The organism is Nocardioides sp. BGA-UO-ETr-FS32 (assembly GCF_059567905.1).
Window position 1 is genome coordinate 1 of the sequence record NZ_JCAQOX010000002.1, and the last position, 15,596, is coordinate 15,596.

Annotated in this window: 15 protein-coding genes and 4 pseudogenes; 13 read left to right on the top strand and 6 right to left on the bottom strand. The window is 66.8% G+C overall.

The window, feature by feature from the left end:
- Nucleotides 1-144: 144 nt before the first annotated feature.
- A pseudogene (locus AC57BS_RS00345) lies at nt 145-824 on the bottom strand (IS3 family transposase); the annotation flags it as partial.
- A 231-nt stretch (nt 825-1,055) separates the two neighbouring features.
- Here AC57BS_RS00345 and AC57BS_RS00350 point away from each other — a divergent pair.
- On the top strand, nt 1,056-1,508 hold the full coding sequence (locus AC57BS_RS00350; RefSeq protein WP_091193139.1) for a MaoC family dehydratase: 453 nt from the start codon (nt 1,056-1,058) through the stop codon (nt 1,506-1,508).
- Between the two features lie 76 nt (nt 1,509-1,584).
- Here AC57BS_RS00350 and AC57BS_RS00355 read toward each other — a convergent pair.
- A pseudogene (locus AC57BS_RS00355) lies at nt 1,585-1,756 on the bottom strand (IS3 family transposase); the annotation flags it as partial.
- Complete coding sequence (locus tag AC57BS_RS00360; protein WP_496409567.1) at nt 1,680-2,117, bottom strand: winged helix-turn-helix transcriptional regulator; 438 nt, start codon at nt 2,115-2,117, stop codon at nt 1,680-1,682. The gene AC57BS_RS00360 and the pseudogene AC57BS_RS00355, both read right to left, overlap by 77 nt.
- A gap of 161 nt (nt 2,118-2,278) precedes the next feature.
- On the opposite strand from AC57BS_RS00360, the gene AC57BS_RS00365 reads away from it, so the two are divergent.
- The 3 genes and pseudogenes from AC57BS_RS00365 to AC57BS_RS00375 form a co-directional block, all read left to right on the top strand.
- Complete coding sequence (locus AC57BS_RS00365) at nt 2,279-2,557, top strand: hypothetical protein (RefSeq protein WP_496409568.1); 279 nt, start codon at nt 2,279-2,281, stop codon at nt 2,555-2,557.
- A gap of 236 nt (nt 2,558-2,793) precedes the next feature.
- Nucleotides 2,794-2,997 (top strand): annotated as a pseudogene (locus AC57BS_RS00370) (luciferase domain-containing protein); the annotation flags it as partial.
- Nucleotides 2,998-3,103: 106 nt separating this feature from the next.
- A pseudogene (locus AC57BS_RS00375) lies at nt 3,104-3,457 on the top strand (VOC family protein); the annotation flags it as partial.
- Between the two features lie 93 nt (nt 3,458-3,550).
- Here AC57BS_RS00375 and AC57BS_RS00380 read toward each other — a convergent pair.
- A complete protein-coding gene (locus tag AC57BS_RS00380) occupies nt 3,551-4,684 on the bottom strand; it encodes an acyl-CoA dehydrogenase family protein (protein WP_496409569.1) in 1,134 nt (377 codons plus the stop codon).
- Between the two features lie 120 nt (nt 4,685-4,804).
- Here AC57BS_RS00380 and AC57BS_RS00385 point away from each other — a divergent pair, with 120 nt between their 5' ends.
- Entirely contained in the window at nt 4,805-5,476 is a 672-nt protein-coding gene (locus AC57BS_RS00385; RefSeq protein ID WP_496409570.1) for a TetR/AcrR family transcriptional regulator, read from the top strand.
- A 64-nt stretch (nt 5,477-5,540) separates the two neighbouring features.
- Nucleotides 5,541-6,302, top strand: a complete 762-nt coding sequence (locus AC57BS_RS00390) for a transglutaminase-like domain-containing protein (RefSeq protein WP_496409571.1) — start codon at nt 5,541-5,543, stop codon at nt 6,300-6,302.
- 11 nt (nt 6,303-6,313) lie between these two features.
- Here AC57BS_RS00390 and AC57BS_RS00395 read toward each other — a convergent pair whose 3' ends face one another.
- Nucleotides 6,314-7,324: an AraC family transcriptional regulator gene (locus tag AC57BS_RS00395; RefSeq protein WP_496409572.1), complete on the bottom strand. Its 1,011-nt coding sequence runs from the start codon at nt 7,322-7,324 to the stop codon at nt 6,314-6,316.
- Nucleotides 7,325-7,449: 125 nt separating this feature from the next.
- Here AC57BS_RS00395 and AC57BS_RS00400 point away from each other — a divergent pair, with 125 nt between their 5' ends.
- The 6 genes from AC57BS_RS00400 to AC57BS_RS00425 all read left to right on the top strand — a co-directional run bounded on the left by AC57BS_RS00400 (nt 7,450) and on the right by AC57BS_RS00425 (nt 12,352).
- Nucleotides 7,450-7,770, top strand: a complete 321-nt coding sequence (locus AC57BS_RS00400; RefSeq protein ID WP_068121188.1) for a 2Fe-2S iron-sulfur cluster-binding protein — start codon at nt 7,450-7,452, stop codon at nt 7,768-7,770.
- 17 nt (nt 7,771-7,787) lie between these two features.
- Entirely contained in the window at nt 7,788-9,194 is a 1,407-nt protein-coding gene (locus tag AC57BS_RS00405; protein WP_496409573.1) for a cytochrome P450, read from the top strand.
- A complete protein-coding gene (locus tag AC57BS_RS00410) occupies nt 9,191-10,393 on the top strand; it encodes an NAD(P)/FAD-dependent oxidoreductase (RefSeq protein ID WP_496409574.1) in 1,203 nt (400 codons plus the stop codon). Before AC57BS_RS00405 ends, AC57BS_RS00410 begins: the two co-directional genes overlap by 4 nt.
- Nucleotides 10,394-10,581: 188 nt before the next feature.
- Nucleotides 10,582-11,223 (top strand): lysophospholipid acyltransferase family protein, encoded by a 642-nt coding sequence (locus AC57BS_RS00415; RefSeq protein ID WP_496409575.1) that lies wholly within the window; start codon nt 10,582-10,584, stop codon nt 11,221-11,223.
- Between the two features lie 81 nt (nt 11,224-11,304).
- Nucleotides 11,305-11,901 (top strand): TetR/AcrR family transcriptional regulator, encoded by a 597-nt coding sequence (locus tag AC57BS_RS00420; protein ID WP_496409576.1) that lies wholly within the window; start codon nt 11,305-11,307, stop codon nt 11,899-11,901.
- A 133-nt stretch (nt 11,902-12,034) separates the two neighbouring features.
- Entirely contained in the window at nt 12,035-12,352 is a 318-nt protein-coding gene (locus AC57BS_RS00425; RefSeq protein WP_496409577.1) for a BtrH N-terminal domain-containing protein, read from the top strand.
- On the opposite strand, the gene AC57BS_RS00430 is transcribed toward AC57BS_RS00425, so the two are convergent.
- Nucleotides 12,327-13,621 (bottom strand): IS3 family transposase gene (locus AC57BS_RS00430; protein WP_496409578.1). Its coding sequence is split into 2 segments (ribosomal slippage): nt 12,327-13,348 and nt 13,348-13,621, totalling 1,296 coding nucleotides; the frame shifts between segments, so codons are not numbered across the junction. The two genes, AC57BS_RS00425 and AC57BS_RS00430, sit on opposite strands and share 26 nt — an antisense overlap.
- A gap of 571 nt (nt 13,622-14,192) precedes the next feature.
- On the opposite strand from AC57BS_RS00430, the gene AC57BS_RS00435 reads away from it, so the two are divergent.
- The gene (locus AC57BS_RS00435; protein WP_496409579.1) at nt 14,193-15,521 is read left to right on the top strand and encodes a calcium-binding protein; all 1,329 of its coding nucleotides are present in this window, start codon (nt 14,193-14,195) and stop codon (nt 15,519-15,521) included.
- The last annotated feature ends 75 nt before the right edge of the window (nt 15,522-15,596 follow it).

The following is a 15,596-nucleotide window of genomic DNA, read 5'->3' on the forward strand; positions in this document are numbered from 1 at the left end:
ACTCCGTGTGCCTGAAGCGTGATCACGACGCCGGGACTATGCCGACCTTCCAGTCCTCCGCCCGTCGCTGACCTGCACGACCGTGAGCAACATCGGCATAGTCCGGAGGTCGGCATAGGACCTGCAATGCCGACGTCGGCATTGGATGTCGGTGACCCACAGCTCGTTGGGCCTGATCCGGTGGAACTTCCTGTTCACCAAGTCGTCTGCGGTCACGACGCCACGCAGGCGGTTGACGCGGGTAGGCCCGGGCAGGCCGTAGATCCCCGCCTGCGTCATCAGGACCGAGACAGTCCGCTGGCAGACCTGGATCCCCATCGCCATGGTGAGCTCGGCATGGATCCGCCGATAGCCGTAGGTGCCCCTGGACGCGACGTGGACCTCGCGGATGAGGCCGGTGAGCCACTCGCGGCGCAGCTGTCTGGGTGTGCTGGGAGTTCGCTTGTGCTTGTAGTAGGACTGCCGCGTGACCCCGAGGATCCGGCAGCACGTGTCGACCGGAGCCCCGGCGTCGACGAGTCGCTCGATCACCGGGTAGAGCCTTTTGGGCGGGGCTTGTCCTCGCCGAGGAACTTCGCGGCGTGCCGAACGATCCCCAGTTCGGTTTCGAGCTCTTGGATCCGGCGACGAGCAGCTCGCAGCTCAGCGGACTCGCTCGAGGGAACTCCTGGGCGCAGCCCGTTGTCGATGTCGTCTTGGCGCAGCCACTTCGACAGCGTGACTGGATGGATGCCGAGCTCGACCGCGGTCTGCTTGGCCTGCTTGCCGGCCCGGACCAGCGCGATGGCGCGCGCCCGGAACTCCGGCGGATAGGGACGAGGCATGGCTCTCAGCCTTTCGTGAAGGCCGTCGGTTAGCCACCGAATCTGGAACCCAGGAGGTAGGTCAGGTCAGGTTGGGTTGGGCCCGGTGGCGGATCCCGGTGCGTCAGGCTGAGGTGAGACACCACTACTGAGTTCCTTCCCTGCACCGGGCGAACGTGGATCCCGTATGGTTGGGCGTCCGCGGCTTGGAGACCTGCCAGCGCCATCCGAGGTTCCGACTATCGTAGTGGCATGCGCATCTTCACCACGCTGGACGACGTCGCCGCGGCTGCTGCTACCGACATCGGCACCAGCGAATGGTTCGTCGTCGATCAGGCCCGCATTGACGCCTTCGCCGACGCCACGCTGGACTACCAGTGGATCCACGTCGATGCGGACGCGGCCGCTGCGGGGCCCTTCGGGAAGACGATCGCGCACGGCTTTCTCACCCTGAGCCTGCTCTCCCACTTCGCGTCGCAGGTGTTCGCGCTTGAGACGCCGGGTGCCCGACTGAACTACGGACTCGAAAGGGTGAGGTTTCCGGCACCGGTCCCGGTCGATAGTCGCCTACGCTCGCACGTGCGATTCGGCGAAATCCGCGATCTCCCGACGGGCAAGCAGCTCGTCGTCGAGCACACAGTCGAGATTGAGGGTCATGGTAAGCCGGCGTGTGTCGCGGGGCATCTCGTCCTTCTCTTCGCTTGACCTGGGATCGGCACGGCCGGGCGCGGCGGCACCATTAGACGGTAGGGACTGCTGCACGATCGGGTGGACAGCGTCGTTAGGCCGCTTGGGTCGCGTAGGGCTTCATGCTCAGCTCGTATTCGACCGGGGTCAAACGTCCGGGGCGGGGTCACGATGGCGATCCGCAGCTCCTCACGCGTCGGCCATGCTCGTCGGTTGAGGACGTTCTTCTGCAGCAGCGCGAAGAACGACTCTATGGCTGCGTTGTCGGCGGCTGTTCGCCGTGCGCCGCGGATCTGGGAGGCCCCCCACGTGACAGCCAACGGGGCTATCGACTCGATCACCGGCGCCAGTGAGTGGCCCCCGGCCGTCAGCGTGTAGTGCCGGCACGGTGGCGGCGGTGTAGGCACGTTCCACCACGCCCTCGCGCTCGAGCTCCCGAAGCCGCTGGGCGACGAGCCGGTCAGTGAGCCCGGGAACTCTCGAGCGGATCTCGCCGAGGCGCTCCACGCCGTCGGCAGTGCGCGGATGATCGTGCCGTTCCAGCGGCCCCTGATCAACTCGACCGCGCGGTGGAAGATCGGTCAGTAGCTCTCCCTCTCGTCCATGCAGCCAACCTCCGCGACCCACGAGTCGCCGGCCCCCTCGACCCTTGCCACGACGTGACTGGGATGGAAACCCTAGAGTCGCTTACCACAGAGTAAGTGCATACTTCCATACGAGGAGGGTCTCGTGGACGTTCGTCCCCATCGGCCGGACCCTTTCGCGCTGATGCTCCTGAGCGCCGGGAGATGATGACCGACCACGCGGTGAGCAGGGGTGTGCCGGCGGCTGGGCTGATGGTGCCCTTCACCGGTGCCGTGATCATCCTGCGTGGCCTCATGGTGTCCGTCGGCGTCTGGCCCGACCTGGGAGCCTGGCGCGAGACCGACCCGGTGAGCAAGGTGAACGGGCAACCCAGTTCCCTCAAGGAGCTATCCCTCGCGGGCGCCGCGCTGGCCCTGTTTGCCTTCTTCGCCTCCGCGGGTGGCGAGTTCGGCCTGGTGCTCGGCCCGGTGCTCACGCTGTGACCGGCTCGCTGGTCGACCTGCCCGCCCGCGCCGGCGCCAGGCCGCGCACCACTCCGAGCAATCCGCACACCCAGCTCGACCAGCAACCTGACGACGATCGGCCGCGCCGCCTCCTGGAGGAGAGGTTCGCCCAGCTGCTGCCGGGAGTGGTCTGGCGCCCCAGCATGATCTCGGTCCCCGGAGCGCGCGCCATGACCCTGCCGGCAGACGCCGCGCAGGGCCCGCCCGAGGCCTTCATGGTGGGCACCGAGTTCGCTCACCTGCACCCCGCCCCGGACCACTCACTTCACCTGGTGCTGCCGCCCGCTGTCGCCTCCCGCGTGGTCGAGGCAGGGTGGGCGGAGCAACACCCGGTCGCCCGCCGCGGCCTGATCACCTCGGGCGCGGTGCTGGTCTACGCACCCCGCGATGAGGAGGAGGCAGAGCTGGTCTCCCGGATCGTGACCGCATCGTTCGAGTACGCACGTGAGCGGTCCGGCCTGACCGGCCGAGAGATCGGAGCCGACCATCATGCGCATCCACGAGCTCGGCCACCCGGTGCTCTAGGTCCGCGACCTGGATCGGTCCCGGCGGTTCTACCGAGACGTGCTCGGGTGGAACGAGATCCGCGGGGAGGTGCCCCTGCCGGTCCCCGCGGCGGCGTTCTCTTCCGGACGCACCCACCACGAGCTGTTGCTGATCGAGGTGGGCTCGGCGGCGGCGCCGATGCCTCCGGGGCGCCGTGTGGGGCTGTACCAGTTCGGGCTGAAGGTCGCCGACAGCGACGACGACCTGCGCGAGGTCGTGCGTCACCTGACCGAGCACGGGGTGCCGATCCAGGGGCCAGCGACCACACGGTCACCCACTCGCTCTACATCGCCGACCCCGACGGGCACCAGATCGAGTTCTACGTCGACGTGATGGCGACCGAGGAGTGGCTCGCCGATCCGTCGTTGGTCTTCGCCCCGATCCGGCCCCTGCGTCTCTGACCGAGCGGCCCGGCGGCCCGGCGGCTCAGCCGGGCTTCGGCAGGGACCGGGCGATGATCTCCTTCATGATCTCGGTGGTGCCGGCGTAGATCTGACTGATCCGCAGGTCTGTCCACGCGCGCGCGATCGGATACTCCTCCATGTAGCCGTAGCCGCCGTGGAGCTGCAGACACGTGTCAGCGACCTGCTGAGCCCGTTCCGAGGACCAGTACTTCGCCATCGCGGCGGTCGGGATGTCCAGCTCGCCCTTGACGTGCAGGTCGAGACACTCGTCGATGAAGGCGCGGGTGACGCGGGCTTCGGTGGCGACCTCGGCGAGCTTGAACTTGGTGTTCTGGAATCCGAAGATCGGCTTGCCGAACGCCTCGCGCGTAAGGGTGTACTCATGCGTCAGGTCCAGCATCAAGTCCATCGACGCGGCGCAGCTCACGGCGACGATGAGCCGCTCCTGCGGCAGCTGCATCATGAGCTGGATGAAGCCCTGACCCTCCTCGGTGCCGAGCAGGTTGCCGGCAGGCACGCGTACGTCATCGAAGAACAGCTCGCAGGTGTCCTGGCCCTTCAGGCCGATCTTGTCCAGGACCCGACCGCGCCGAAAGCCCTCGGAGCTGCTCGGCACGATGACCAACGAGACGCCCGCAGCGGCCTGATCGGGGGTGGTCTTGCAGGCGACCAGCACCATGTCGGCGTGATAGCCGTTGGTGATGAAGGTCTTCGCGCCGTTGACGACGTAGTCATCGCCTTCTCGGACTGCCTTGGTCTTGATCCCCTGGAGGTCGGAACCGGTGCCGGGCTCGGTCATCGCGATGGCGGTCACGACCTCGCCGGAGGCCATCTTGGGCAGCCACTGCTGCTTCTGCTCCTCGGTGCCGTAGTGCAGCAGGTAGTGCGCGACGATGCCGCTGTGCAGCGCTGCTCCCCAGCTGCTGTCACCGATGCGAGCCTGCTCCTCGATGAGGATCGCCTCATGGAAGAACGTGCCGCCGCCCCCGCCGTACTCCTCCGGGATCGACGTACACAACAGGCCCAGCTCGCCGGCGCGGATCCACAGCTCGCGGTCGACGCGCTTCTGGTCGATGAACCGCTCGATGTTGGGCTTGATCTCCTTCTCGCAGAACGTGCGGGCGAGCTGGCGGAAGTCGTCGAGATCCTGGGTCATCCAGGGCGAACGGCGGCCGGGCATGGGTCCTCCAGAGCTAATGGGTACCGGGTACAACCTGTACCGCAGGCTACGGGTACGTCCTGTACCCGCGCCAGCCCCGTGGGTTATGTTGCGGTCGTGGATCTCGCGAGGTGGGTGGACACGGCCGTCGTGCGCCGGTCCACTGCGCACGACTCCCATCGAGCTCCGCGGCGCGAACAGATAGTGGTGGCGGCGGCTGACGCGATCGAGAAGTACGGCGCCGGGGTCGGCACCGCTCAGATCGCCGAACGCGCAGGCGTGGCGCGGCCCCACGTCTACCGCCACTTCGACAGCAAAGCGGATCTCGCCGGCGAGGTGCTGCGGTTCGCGGCGGACCAACTCATCGACACCGTTCGGCCCGCGATGCAGGTCAGTGGCACCGCCCCTGCCATCATCCGGGGTGTGATCGGGGCTGCACTCGGGTGGGCGGCCGAGCATCCGAACCTCTATCGCTTCATGGCTGTGCGCCAGCAGGACAAGGAGACGCATCGGGCCAGGCTGGGTCGCACGCGGTTCCTGGGGGAGGTGGTGGCCGCCGCGTCGGCGTACCTGCGCACCCCCGAGGTCGAGGTCGACCTTCCGGACGGGGTCATGGCCGGGCTGATGGGTATGGTCGATGCCGGGATCATCTGGTGGCTCGACCACCACGACGAGTCGCAGGACGAGGTCGTTGCGCGGATCGCGCACCAGGTGTGGTTGATCCTGCGCGATCTCGCTGACAGCGTCGGGCTCGGCATCGACGACGACAGTTACTTGAGCGTCCGATGAGGACCGCTCCAGCGTGTGGACGGCGCGCACCGTGCGCAGCCGCGTGGGTAGAGGAGGCCGAAGCATGGACGTCGAAGTCGGGAAGGCAGACGACCGCCTGGCGGCGGCGATGACGCCGACGGCGGGACCGCACCTCGAGGCGACCTTCTTCCTCGATCACGACAGCGCTCCGGTGCGCGACTTCACACAGCACGTGATCGCCGGCGCGTCGAGTCCGCGTGAGCGGGCGAGCCTGCTCTTCGCGGCCGTTCGGGACAGAGTCTGGTACGACCCCTACTCGGTTGCCCGAGATCGTGAGCACTACCGGGCCAGCTACGTGCTCGAGACGGGCCGCGCCTACTGCGTTCCCAAGGCGGTGCTACTGACCGCGGCGCTGCGGGCCGCGGGCATCCCTGCCCGGCTGGGCTTCGCCGACGTCCGCAACCACCTGCAGACCGATACCTTGCGGGCCGTCATGGGTGGCACGGACCTGTTCGTGTACCACGGGTACTGCAGCGTCCACCTGGACGGGCGATGGTTGAAGGCGACGCCGGCCTTCAATGTCGAGCTGTGCGAGCGCTTCGATGTGCCCCCGGTGGACTTCGACGGACAGAGCGACGCGCTCATGCACGCCTTCACGTCCGACGGCACCCGGCACATGGAGTACGTGCGGGACCACGGCAGCTTCGACGACCTCCCGCTGGACCGGATCCTGACGGCGCTCGACCTGACCTACGGCCGCATGGCCCCCGGCGTCGGGGTTGCCGACGACGCCTTCATTGCTCCTGCCGACGCCAGAGAGGCCACCGAGCATGCACCCGTGGACCCGTCAGGGAGCTCGGACTGAGCACTCTCGCCTCAACGGACCTCGTGCTCACGTCGAAAGTGGCTCGGTGAGCTGCCGGTCCATTTCTTGAAGGCGTGCGAGAAGTTGGTGAGATCGCTGTAGCCGAGCTCGTTGGCGACCTCGCCGACCGACGTGGAGGGGTCGAGAAGCCGCTTCCTGGCGCGGTCGACCATCGACTGCTGCAGCAGCTCGCGGAAACTGGTCCCCTCAGCGGCGAGGCGCCGTTTCAGGGTGCTCGAGGACATCGAGAACTCGTCCGCGACGGACTGAATCGTCCTTGCCCCGGACCCGTCGTCGAGCAACGCCCAGACTCTGCGGGTGAACTCCGGGGTGTCGGCTCGGCGCGCGAGCGCCTGCTGGAGCTCGGTGACGGCGAGTCCGTAGGAGATCGGGTCGGGAAAGCGGCAGGCAGCCTGAAGCGTCCTCGCGGGCATGTGCAGGTAGGAGAAGGGGGCGTCGAAGTCGAGCCGGGACCGGATCTCGGCCTCTCGGGGTAGCACGCTCGGCTCCGGCCAGTGGCTGTGCATGGTTGCCTCCGAGGCCTCGACGACCACCAGGTCGATCAAGCGTATGAGTGCCAGTCCGCAGTAGGTGACGACCAGACAGTCGAGATCGGGATCGCCTGCGTTCCCCGACAGCCGGATCGTCAGGTCGTCCTGCTGCGGTTGGAACTGCGTGGTGACCGCGTTGGTGATCAAGGGCAGATAGGCCAGCAGCTCCACGACTTCTTCGACGGTGCACGCGCTAACCAACGGGACACTCAACGGTCCGAAGGATGTGAGCTGCGCGTGTTCTGCGCAGGCGATCCCGAGCCGGGTGGCCTGCTCGACGTCGAGGTCGGGATAGACCTCGCGGAACCACCGCAGCGGTCCCTCGCCCTGGGTCTGGATGAGAGCCAGCTCACCGGTTCCCTCGCGCGCCATGATGACGCGAAAACGCTCGACGGCGTCCGCGTCGATCGCCGGACTGCTTAGCAGTTGCACGAAGGCCAGCGACGGGACGCCTGGCTCGTCTGTCCTCACAGGCAATCCTCTCGTGATCCGAATTCACAACATACTGACACGATACGACATGGCTTTGCCGTGGACAGTCGACAACAATCATCATCGAAACGTCTATCCGGTAGGCAAAGGCAGGAGAATTGTCGATGGCAGTGGTCACCTTCATGTCGCACGATGGGGAGCAGCACGAGGCCCCGCTCGAGGAGGGCAGCTCGCTGATGCAGGTGGCGACGAACAACGCCATCCCGGGCATCGATGCCGACTGCGGCGGCGAGGCCGCATGCGGCACCTGCCACGTGATCGTTGATCCCGCCTGGGCCGACAAGGTCGGCCGGTCCGGTCCCGAGGAGGAGGAGATGCTGTCGATGAACCCCGAGCGACAGCCGACGTCTCGCCTGTCGTGCCAAGTCAAGGTCTGCGAATCGTGGGACGGCTTGACGGTGCAGTTGCCCGAGTTCCAGATGTAGCAGGAGGGTCAAGCCCGATGAAGTTCCCAGAAGTGAAGATCCCAGAAACAGTGAAAACGAAGGTCGAGTCCGCCATCCCCCTGGAGCGACAGATCCAGGGCGCGCGCCTCTACGACAAGGGCCGGCGTTGGCTCACCGGCGCGAACGGGCCGATGTTCGTCGAGGCCCGGATCCCGCCGGTCGAAGCGGTCCCCCTCGCCGAGATCGACCTCAGCAACCCGTTCCTCTACCGACAGGGGCGGTGGGCGTCCTACTTCGAACGTCTGCGCAACGAGGCTCCGGTCCACTACCAGCCCCACAGTCCCTTCGGCCCGTTCTGGTCGGTGACGCGTCACGCCGACATCATGGCGGTGGACAAGAACCACGAGGTCTTCTCCGCCGAGCCTCTCATCGTCATCGGAACACCCCCGCGGTTCATGGACGTCGCGATGTTCATCGCCATGGACCCACCCAAGCACGACATACAGCGGCGCGCCGTACAAGGTGTCGTCGCACCGAAGAACCTCCACGAGATGGAGGACCTCATTCGCGAGCGCGTCAGGGACGTCCTGGACAACCTGCCCGTCAACGAACCGTTCGACTGGGTGAGCACGGTGTCGATCGAGCTGACCGCCCGCATGCTGGCCACGCTGTTGGACTTCCCCTTCGAGGAGCGCCACAAGCTCGTCGAGTGGTCGGACCTGGCAACCTCGATGGAGCAGACCAACGGCGGCCCCGCCACTACCGACAATGACGAGCTGTTCCGGGGCATGCTCGAGATGGCGCGAGGACTCACTGAACTCTGGCACGACAAGGCCGCCCGGCTCGCGGCCGGCGAAGAGCCCGGGTTCGACCTGGTCACGATGCTGCAGAGCGATGAGAGCACCAAGGACCTGATCAAGCGTCCGATGGAGTTCATCGGCAACTTTGTTCTGCTGATCGTGGGCGGCAACGACACCACACGCAACTCGATGAGCGGCGGAGTTCTTGCACTCAATCAGTTCCCCGACCAGTTCGAGAAGCTCAAGGCCAATCCGGACCTGATCCCGAACATGGTCTCGGAGATCATCCGCTGGCAGACGCCGCTCGCGTACATGCGGCGGATCGCGAAGACCGACACCATGCTGAACGGTCAGTTCATCCGCAAGGGCGACAAGGTGGTGATGTGGTACGCGTCCGGCAACCGCGACGAGACGGTGTTCGAGCGGCCGGACGAGCTGATCATCGACCGTCGCAACGCCCGCAACCACATCGCTTTCGGCTTCGGCGTGCATCGGTGCATGGGCAACCGGTTGGCCGAGCTGCAGCTGCGGATCCTCTGGGAGGAGCTGCTCCCGCGCTTCGAGAGGATCGATGTGGTCGGGGAGCCGCAGTACGTGCAGTCCAACTTTGTTCGCGGCATCAGCAAGCTGATGGTCGAGCTCACCCCCAAGGGCAGCGGATGAGCTCAGGGCGCGCGGTGGTGGTCGGCGCCAGCCATGCCGGGGTGCAGCTGGTCACCAGCCTCCGCCGAGAGGGTTGGTCGGGTGAGATCGTGCTGGTCGGTGACGAGTCGGCGCTGCCGTACCAAAGGCCTCCGTTGTCGAAGGCATATCTGGCCGGGAAGTGCTCGCTGAAGGAGCTGGCCATCCGGTCGGAGGACTTCTACGTCAAGCAGGACGTCGAGCGCGTGACTGCCAGCGTGCAGGAGATCGACCGGTCGGCGGGCGAGCTCGTGCTCCGCACCGGGGACCGCTTGTCCTATGACGCTCTTGCTCTGTGCACGGGAGCGCACCCCCGACGTCTCCGCGCCGAGGGTGCCGACCTCCACGGGGTGCACTCCCTGCGTCGGTCGTCGGACGTGGAGCGGATCCGCGAGGACGCGATCCCCGGGCGCAACGCCGTCATCGTGGGTGGTGGGTACATCGGGCTGGAGACCGCCGCCTCGCTGCGCTCGTTGGGCCTCCACGTCACAGTCCTCGAGGCCGCAGACCGGGTCCTCGAGCGGGTCACTGCCCCTGAGGTGTCGGCCTTCTTTACGCGGATCCACCAACAAGAGGGCGTCGACGTGAGGACGAACGCCTCGGTAGAGGCCCTGGTCGGCGACACCCGCGTGCGAGAGGTGGTGCTGGCCAGTGGCGAGTCGGTCCGAGCGGATTTTGTGATCGTCGGGATCGGGATCGAGCCCACCATCGAACTCGCCGAGGCAGCCGGCCTGGTCGTGGACGACGGCATCGTCATCGACGCCCACGCCCGCACCAGTGACCCTGACATCGTGGCGGCCGGGGACTGTACGTCGCAGGACATCCCCCGCTACGGCCGACGAATCAGGCTGGAGTCGGTCCCGAGTGCAGTGGAGCAGGCCAAGGTGGCAGCGGCGACCATCTGTAGACATGACAAGGAGGTGGCGGCGCTCCCGTGGTTCTGGTCGGACCAGTATGACCTCAAGCTCCAGATCGCGGGACTCAACACCGGCTATGACGACATCGCCCTGAGCGGTGACCCGACCCGTGACCGCGACTTCACCTGCTACTACCTCCGGAAGGGCGAGCCGATAGCCGCTGACTGTGTCAACCGTCCCCGAGACTTCATGACCACCAAACGCATGCTCACCCAGGCGACCGCGGTCGACATGGCCGCCCTGACAGCGGAGGTGGCGGTGTGAGAAGCCGCAGTGACCGCTGGTCGTGGTCACCATCGAGCCATTGCCCGCCGAGGTGAGCAAGGATGGCTTGGAGGTCGACGGTCTGGACGGCGATGGGAGTCCTGCCTATCGTTCCGGACTTGCGTGACTCGGGTCGGTCCGCGGGCGTGAGACGCGTCCCCAGAGACGCCCGCGGGCCTGCGTGGTGGTTGGCGTTGCTCGTCTGCAAACCGCTGCTGCTGCTGCTGGGCAGGAGAGCGGACTGGCGCGGTACGGAGCGCCTGCCCGGGTCGGGAGGCGCGGTGCTGGCGGCCAACCATGTCTCCCAGGCCGACCCGCTGTTCCTGGGGGAGATGATCCTCGCCCAGGGCCGGACCCCCCGGTTCATGGCCAAGGCGAGCCTGTTTCACAGTAGAGCAGTCGGCTGGTGGTTCCGGTCGGCCGGCCACGTCGAGGTCGATCGCTGCAACGGCCGAGCTGGGATCTACCCCGCGATCGAAGCCGTACACCGTGGCGCCCTTGTCGTCGTCTACCCAGAAGGATCGATCACGAAGCGACCGGATGGACGTCTGATGTCGCTCAAGCCCGGGGCCGTGCGCATCGCACTCGAGACGTCGGCTCCATTGATTCCCGTTGCTCAATGGGGGGTGCAGGCGATCGTGCCAGCCTACGAAGGGAGGGTGGTGCTGGGCCGCCGCCGCCGTCGGGTCACCCTGCTGGTCGGGGACCCGGTGCAACTCGAGGACCTCCGAGAGTTGCCGAGGGCGACGGCAGTCGCTGTAGGGGTGCAGAGGCTTCAGGACACCCTCGCCGTCATGGTCGACCAACTGGCCGACGAGCACGCTAGGTAGCGTGCGGGCGTGTCCAGGTCAGTGACGCGAGTCGGTCGCGAGACACGAATCGCTAACCTCTCTGACATGCGGGGACCCTCCATGCGCGAACGGTTCAGGGAGCATATGCGCGCCGCTGTCCTCGAGGCTGCCCACGACCTGATCGTCGACCGCGGCTGGGACCGGGTGCGCATGGGGGAGGTGGCGGATCGTGCCGGGGTGTCGCGAGCGGCGCTCTACAAGGAGTTCGGTGACAAGGCCGGCCTTGGAGAAGCCCTCGTGCTCCGCGAGGCCTCGCGCTTCCTGGAGGGCATCCAGAAGGCGCTGGAGGCACACATCGGCGATGCGAAACGCGGCATCGCAGCAGCCGTCGACTACACCTTGAACGAGGCCGAACGCAGCCCCCTGCTCAAGGCAGTGCTCATCTCCAACCGCGACCTGGGTGCGGGCAGTCAGGCGTCCACAGGGATGCTCCCGCTGCTCACGACATCCGCGCGGCTTCACGACCTCGCCTCCGACACCCTAGCCGCATGGGTGGCGGAGAGCTACCCGAGTCTTCCCCCAGACGACGTCATCGACGCGGCCGACACCATGGTGCGCCTGACGGTCAGTCATCTGGCGCTCCCCAAGTGGGACCGCACCGCGACGGCGCGCAAGATCTCCGAAGTCGCCGTCCGGTTCCTGTCCCTCGAATCGTGACCTGCACCAGCCGTCACGACCGCCGTCGACCGCGAGCCCCTGCGTGCCTCAGCGAAATGTAGAGTCGCGGAACCCGCCGCGCCCGACCCACCGGCGTACGCACAGAGCGCTGCGAGCCGATCCAGGAGTTGCCATGTCAGCTGAGTTCCTACCCCGACAGCCGGAGCCGCGGCGGGTCCTGCTGGACTATCCCCACCGTGAGGCCGGTCGTTGCGGTTCCGGAGCGCTGAGAGACCTCCTAGAGTGGGCCGGTCTCGGCTGGGAGGAGGTACCGAGCGAAGGTCTGGTCTTCGGGATGGGCGGTGGTCTGGGTTTCACCTTCCTCCGGGTACCCGGGCTTGCCCCGCCGATCTATCTTGTGGGGCGTAGCAGCGACCTTGAGGTCGACCTTCTTACGATGAAGCGCCCCAGGTTCTCGGCCGTTCCTATACGGGGTGCGGCTCTCGGTTGAGAGCAGCGTAGTGGGCTTGCTCGTACTCGACGGGCGGGATGTTTCCCAAGGTCGAGTGGAACCTTCGGTTGTTGTACCAGTCGACCCAGCCGGCGGTGGCGTACTCGACGTCGGCGATCGTCTTGTAGGGGCCGTCGTGGAACACGAGCGTGCGGATGCACTCGGCCTTGTAGAGCCCGTTGATCGACTCCATCAGCGCGTTGTCATACGCATCGCCGACCGTTCCGATCGAGGGCCGGATCTCCTCGAGCGCGAGGTGCTCGGTCAGCCGAACCGATGTGTATTGAGACCCGGCGTCCGAGTGGTGGATCAGCTCGCCGGGCTCGGTGGGGTGTCCCTCGTGGTCGCGCTGCCACAGCGCCATCCGCAGCGGGATCATCACCAGATCGGTCTGCTTGGTCGTGGCAGCGTGCCGGGCCACGATCCGCTGCGCGTATACGTCGACGATGAACGCGACGTAGGTGAACCCCGCCCAGGTCCTCACATATGTGAAATCCGTGACCCAGGTCCGGTTCGGTGCCGCTGCGGTGAAGTCACGGTCGAGAAGGTCCCCGGCCCGGGTCCCGTCCTTGGCCGGGATCGTGGTCCGGATGCCCTTGTCACGCCTGACCCCGGAAAGCCCCAGGGTCCGCATCGCCCGGTCCACGCTGCCCGCTGACGCCTCTGGCGCCGTGGTGCGACGCAGGTAGGCCGTCATCTTCCGGCGCCCGTAGAGCCCCTCAGGGGCCAGCTTGCGCACCAGGACGCCATCGCTGTCGGCCTTCGTCGTCCAGGCGATGTCGCGCACCGCGTCGACGACCTGGGCATCGGACACGGTCCTGGGCGCGATGACACGTCCTGCCTGCTTCCAGGCCCGGTAGGTCCGCGCGGCGATCTGGCAGGCCTGCTCGCGCAGGACCCGGCAGATCGACTCGACCGCGTAACCCTGGCTTCTCATGGTGTCGATGAAGCCCATGATCAGCGGTTGCGGGGGTCGAGTTCCCCGACGAAGAAAGTTGTTGCCCCGCGCAGAATCTCCACGTCCTCACGCAACCGACGGTTCTCGGCCTTCAGCGCCTTGATCTCAGCCAGCTCCTCACTGCTGGCCCCGGCACGCTGGCCACCGTCGATCTGGGACTGGATCACCCAGCGACGCACGGACTCCTTGCCGACCCCGAGCTGCTTGGCCACGACCGCCGCTGCGGCCGTGAGCGAGGAGTACTCGCCCTGGTGGTCGTTGACCAGTCGTACGGCTCTGGCCTTGAGTTCTTCATCGATCTTCTTCGGCATGCTGCTCATCCTCCTGGACTCAAACAGGAGCGGCATCAAACCTGGGGCGCTTCATCAGACCTCGACTACACCCTGGATTGTGAAGAGCCGCTTGTTGTGGCCCCCGTGGGGCGCAACGATTGGAAAGTCGAACGACGTTTCCGCCCACCCCATCGGGGCCTGCCTGCGCAGGGCCGGAAACTTGAAGGTGGGCGAAAAGTGGGCGGATTTGGCCGCAAATCGAATCAGCCAGTGTCATACGGTGAAGTCGTGCGTGTGGCGTTTGCGCAGGTCATCCGCGAGAACCGTTAAACAGTGTCAAACGACGACAGGCGCTCAGCGCACTACGGGTGTATCCCAGAGGTCGCAGGTTCAAATCCTGCCCCCGCTACAAATCCGAGAGGCCCTCACAGTCTGACTGTGGGGGCCTCTCGCATGTGCGCAACCATCTGTTCCTCTGGCAGGAGCGTCGCACGTGGGTTTCGAGAGGGATGGCGTGCTCGCCCCGGCCATCGCCGGGACCTTCGGCTCTGTGCGCTGCCACTCCCGCGTCCCTAACCTCGTCCCATCGGTCGAGTGATGGGGCATTGCCATGAAGCGTGTTTCCGCAGTGGGTTCGAGCGCCCTGCTCCTCGTTGTCGCCTTCGCGCCAGTGACCGCAACTCCAGCCTGGGCAGTCGGCGAGACCTGCGACGGGAGGGCCGCCACCATCGTGCTCCCAGCTGTGTCGAGTCCTTGGGACAGCACCGCTCCGGTGGCCGGGACCCCGGGCGACGACGTCATCGTCGGCTCGGAGGGTCGGGACAGGATCGACGGCGGCGCCGGGGCCGACGTGATCTGCGGACTGGCCGGGGCAGATGTGCTCGCCGGCGGCCCTGGGGACGACCGGCTGTTCGGGGGCCTGGATGATGACTACGTCCCGGACGAGGATGGGTACTTCGGCGACGTGGTGGTGCCCGGACCGGGCGACGACTACGTCGACCTGGGCGCAGATCAGGACTCGCGCGGCGGCGCCTTCTACGCCGACCCCGGTTATCCCCGCTTCGACCAGGTGTCCTTCGCCGGTGCTCCGGGACCGGTGTCGGTCGACCTTGCGGCCGGCACCGCCACTGGCGATGGGACAGACGTGATCGTCGTTCCCGTGCCCGATCTGTCTGCGGGCATCATCGGGTCGCCGTACGACGACGTGCTTCTAGGGTCGGATGCCAAGGACTTCATAGTGGCGGGCGGCGGGAACGACGTGGTCGAGGGGAGAGCACGGAAGGACGTCATCACGCTCGACGGAGACTCTCGCGGTGACGACAGGGCCGACGGCGGCTCGGGCAATGACTCCATCGGCGGCGGCGCGGGCACCGACCAGATCAAGGGCGGCGAGGGCGACGACTCATTGAGTGGGGGGCCGCAGTCGACCTTGAGGGGCGGTGCAGGAAGGGACCGGCTTCGCGGTACGAGTGGCACCACGATGTCGGGCGGCGCCGAGTACGACGAGCTCTGGCTGGAGCTCGTCTCGAGGACGCGCTCGAGGATTGACGGCGGAAGCGGAGGCAACAAGCTGTGGCTGACGCTTCCGACGTCCGTGTTCGCATCGGGACTGCACTTGAAGGTGGACGTCCCCCACAAGCGGTTCTCCATCAACCGCCGCACGGTCCTTGACCTTCGCGGCTTCGAGATCTTCGTCATCGGTGCGCCGCCCGGCCGGCTGACGTTCCTCGGAAGCGCAGCGGACGAGTGGGTACTCCCGTCTCACCGGTCGCGGCTCAGGGTCAGCGCCTTCGGCCGCGGAGGTCGAGACCTGCTCGAGGGCGGCCGGTTCGCCGACATGCTCGACGGCGGTCCTGGTCGCGACCGGTTGTCCGGGAGAGGTGGTCGGGACCGCTGCTTGAACGGCGAGGAGCTCGGCTCCTGCGAGGTCCGTCGCTGACGCGCGCACCGCTCCTTCGTCGATCGCTGATCCCTAGCATCACCTCGTCGTCCGCCGTGCGGGTCCGAGAACCTT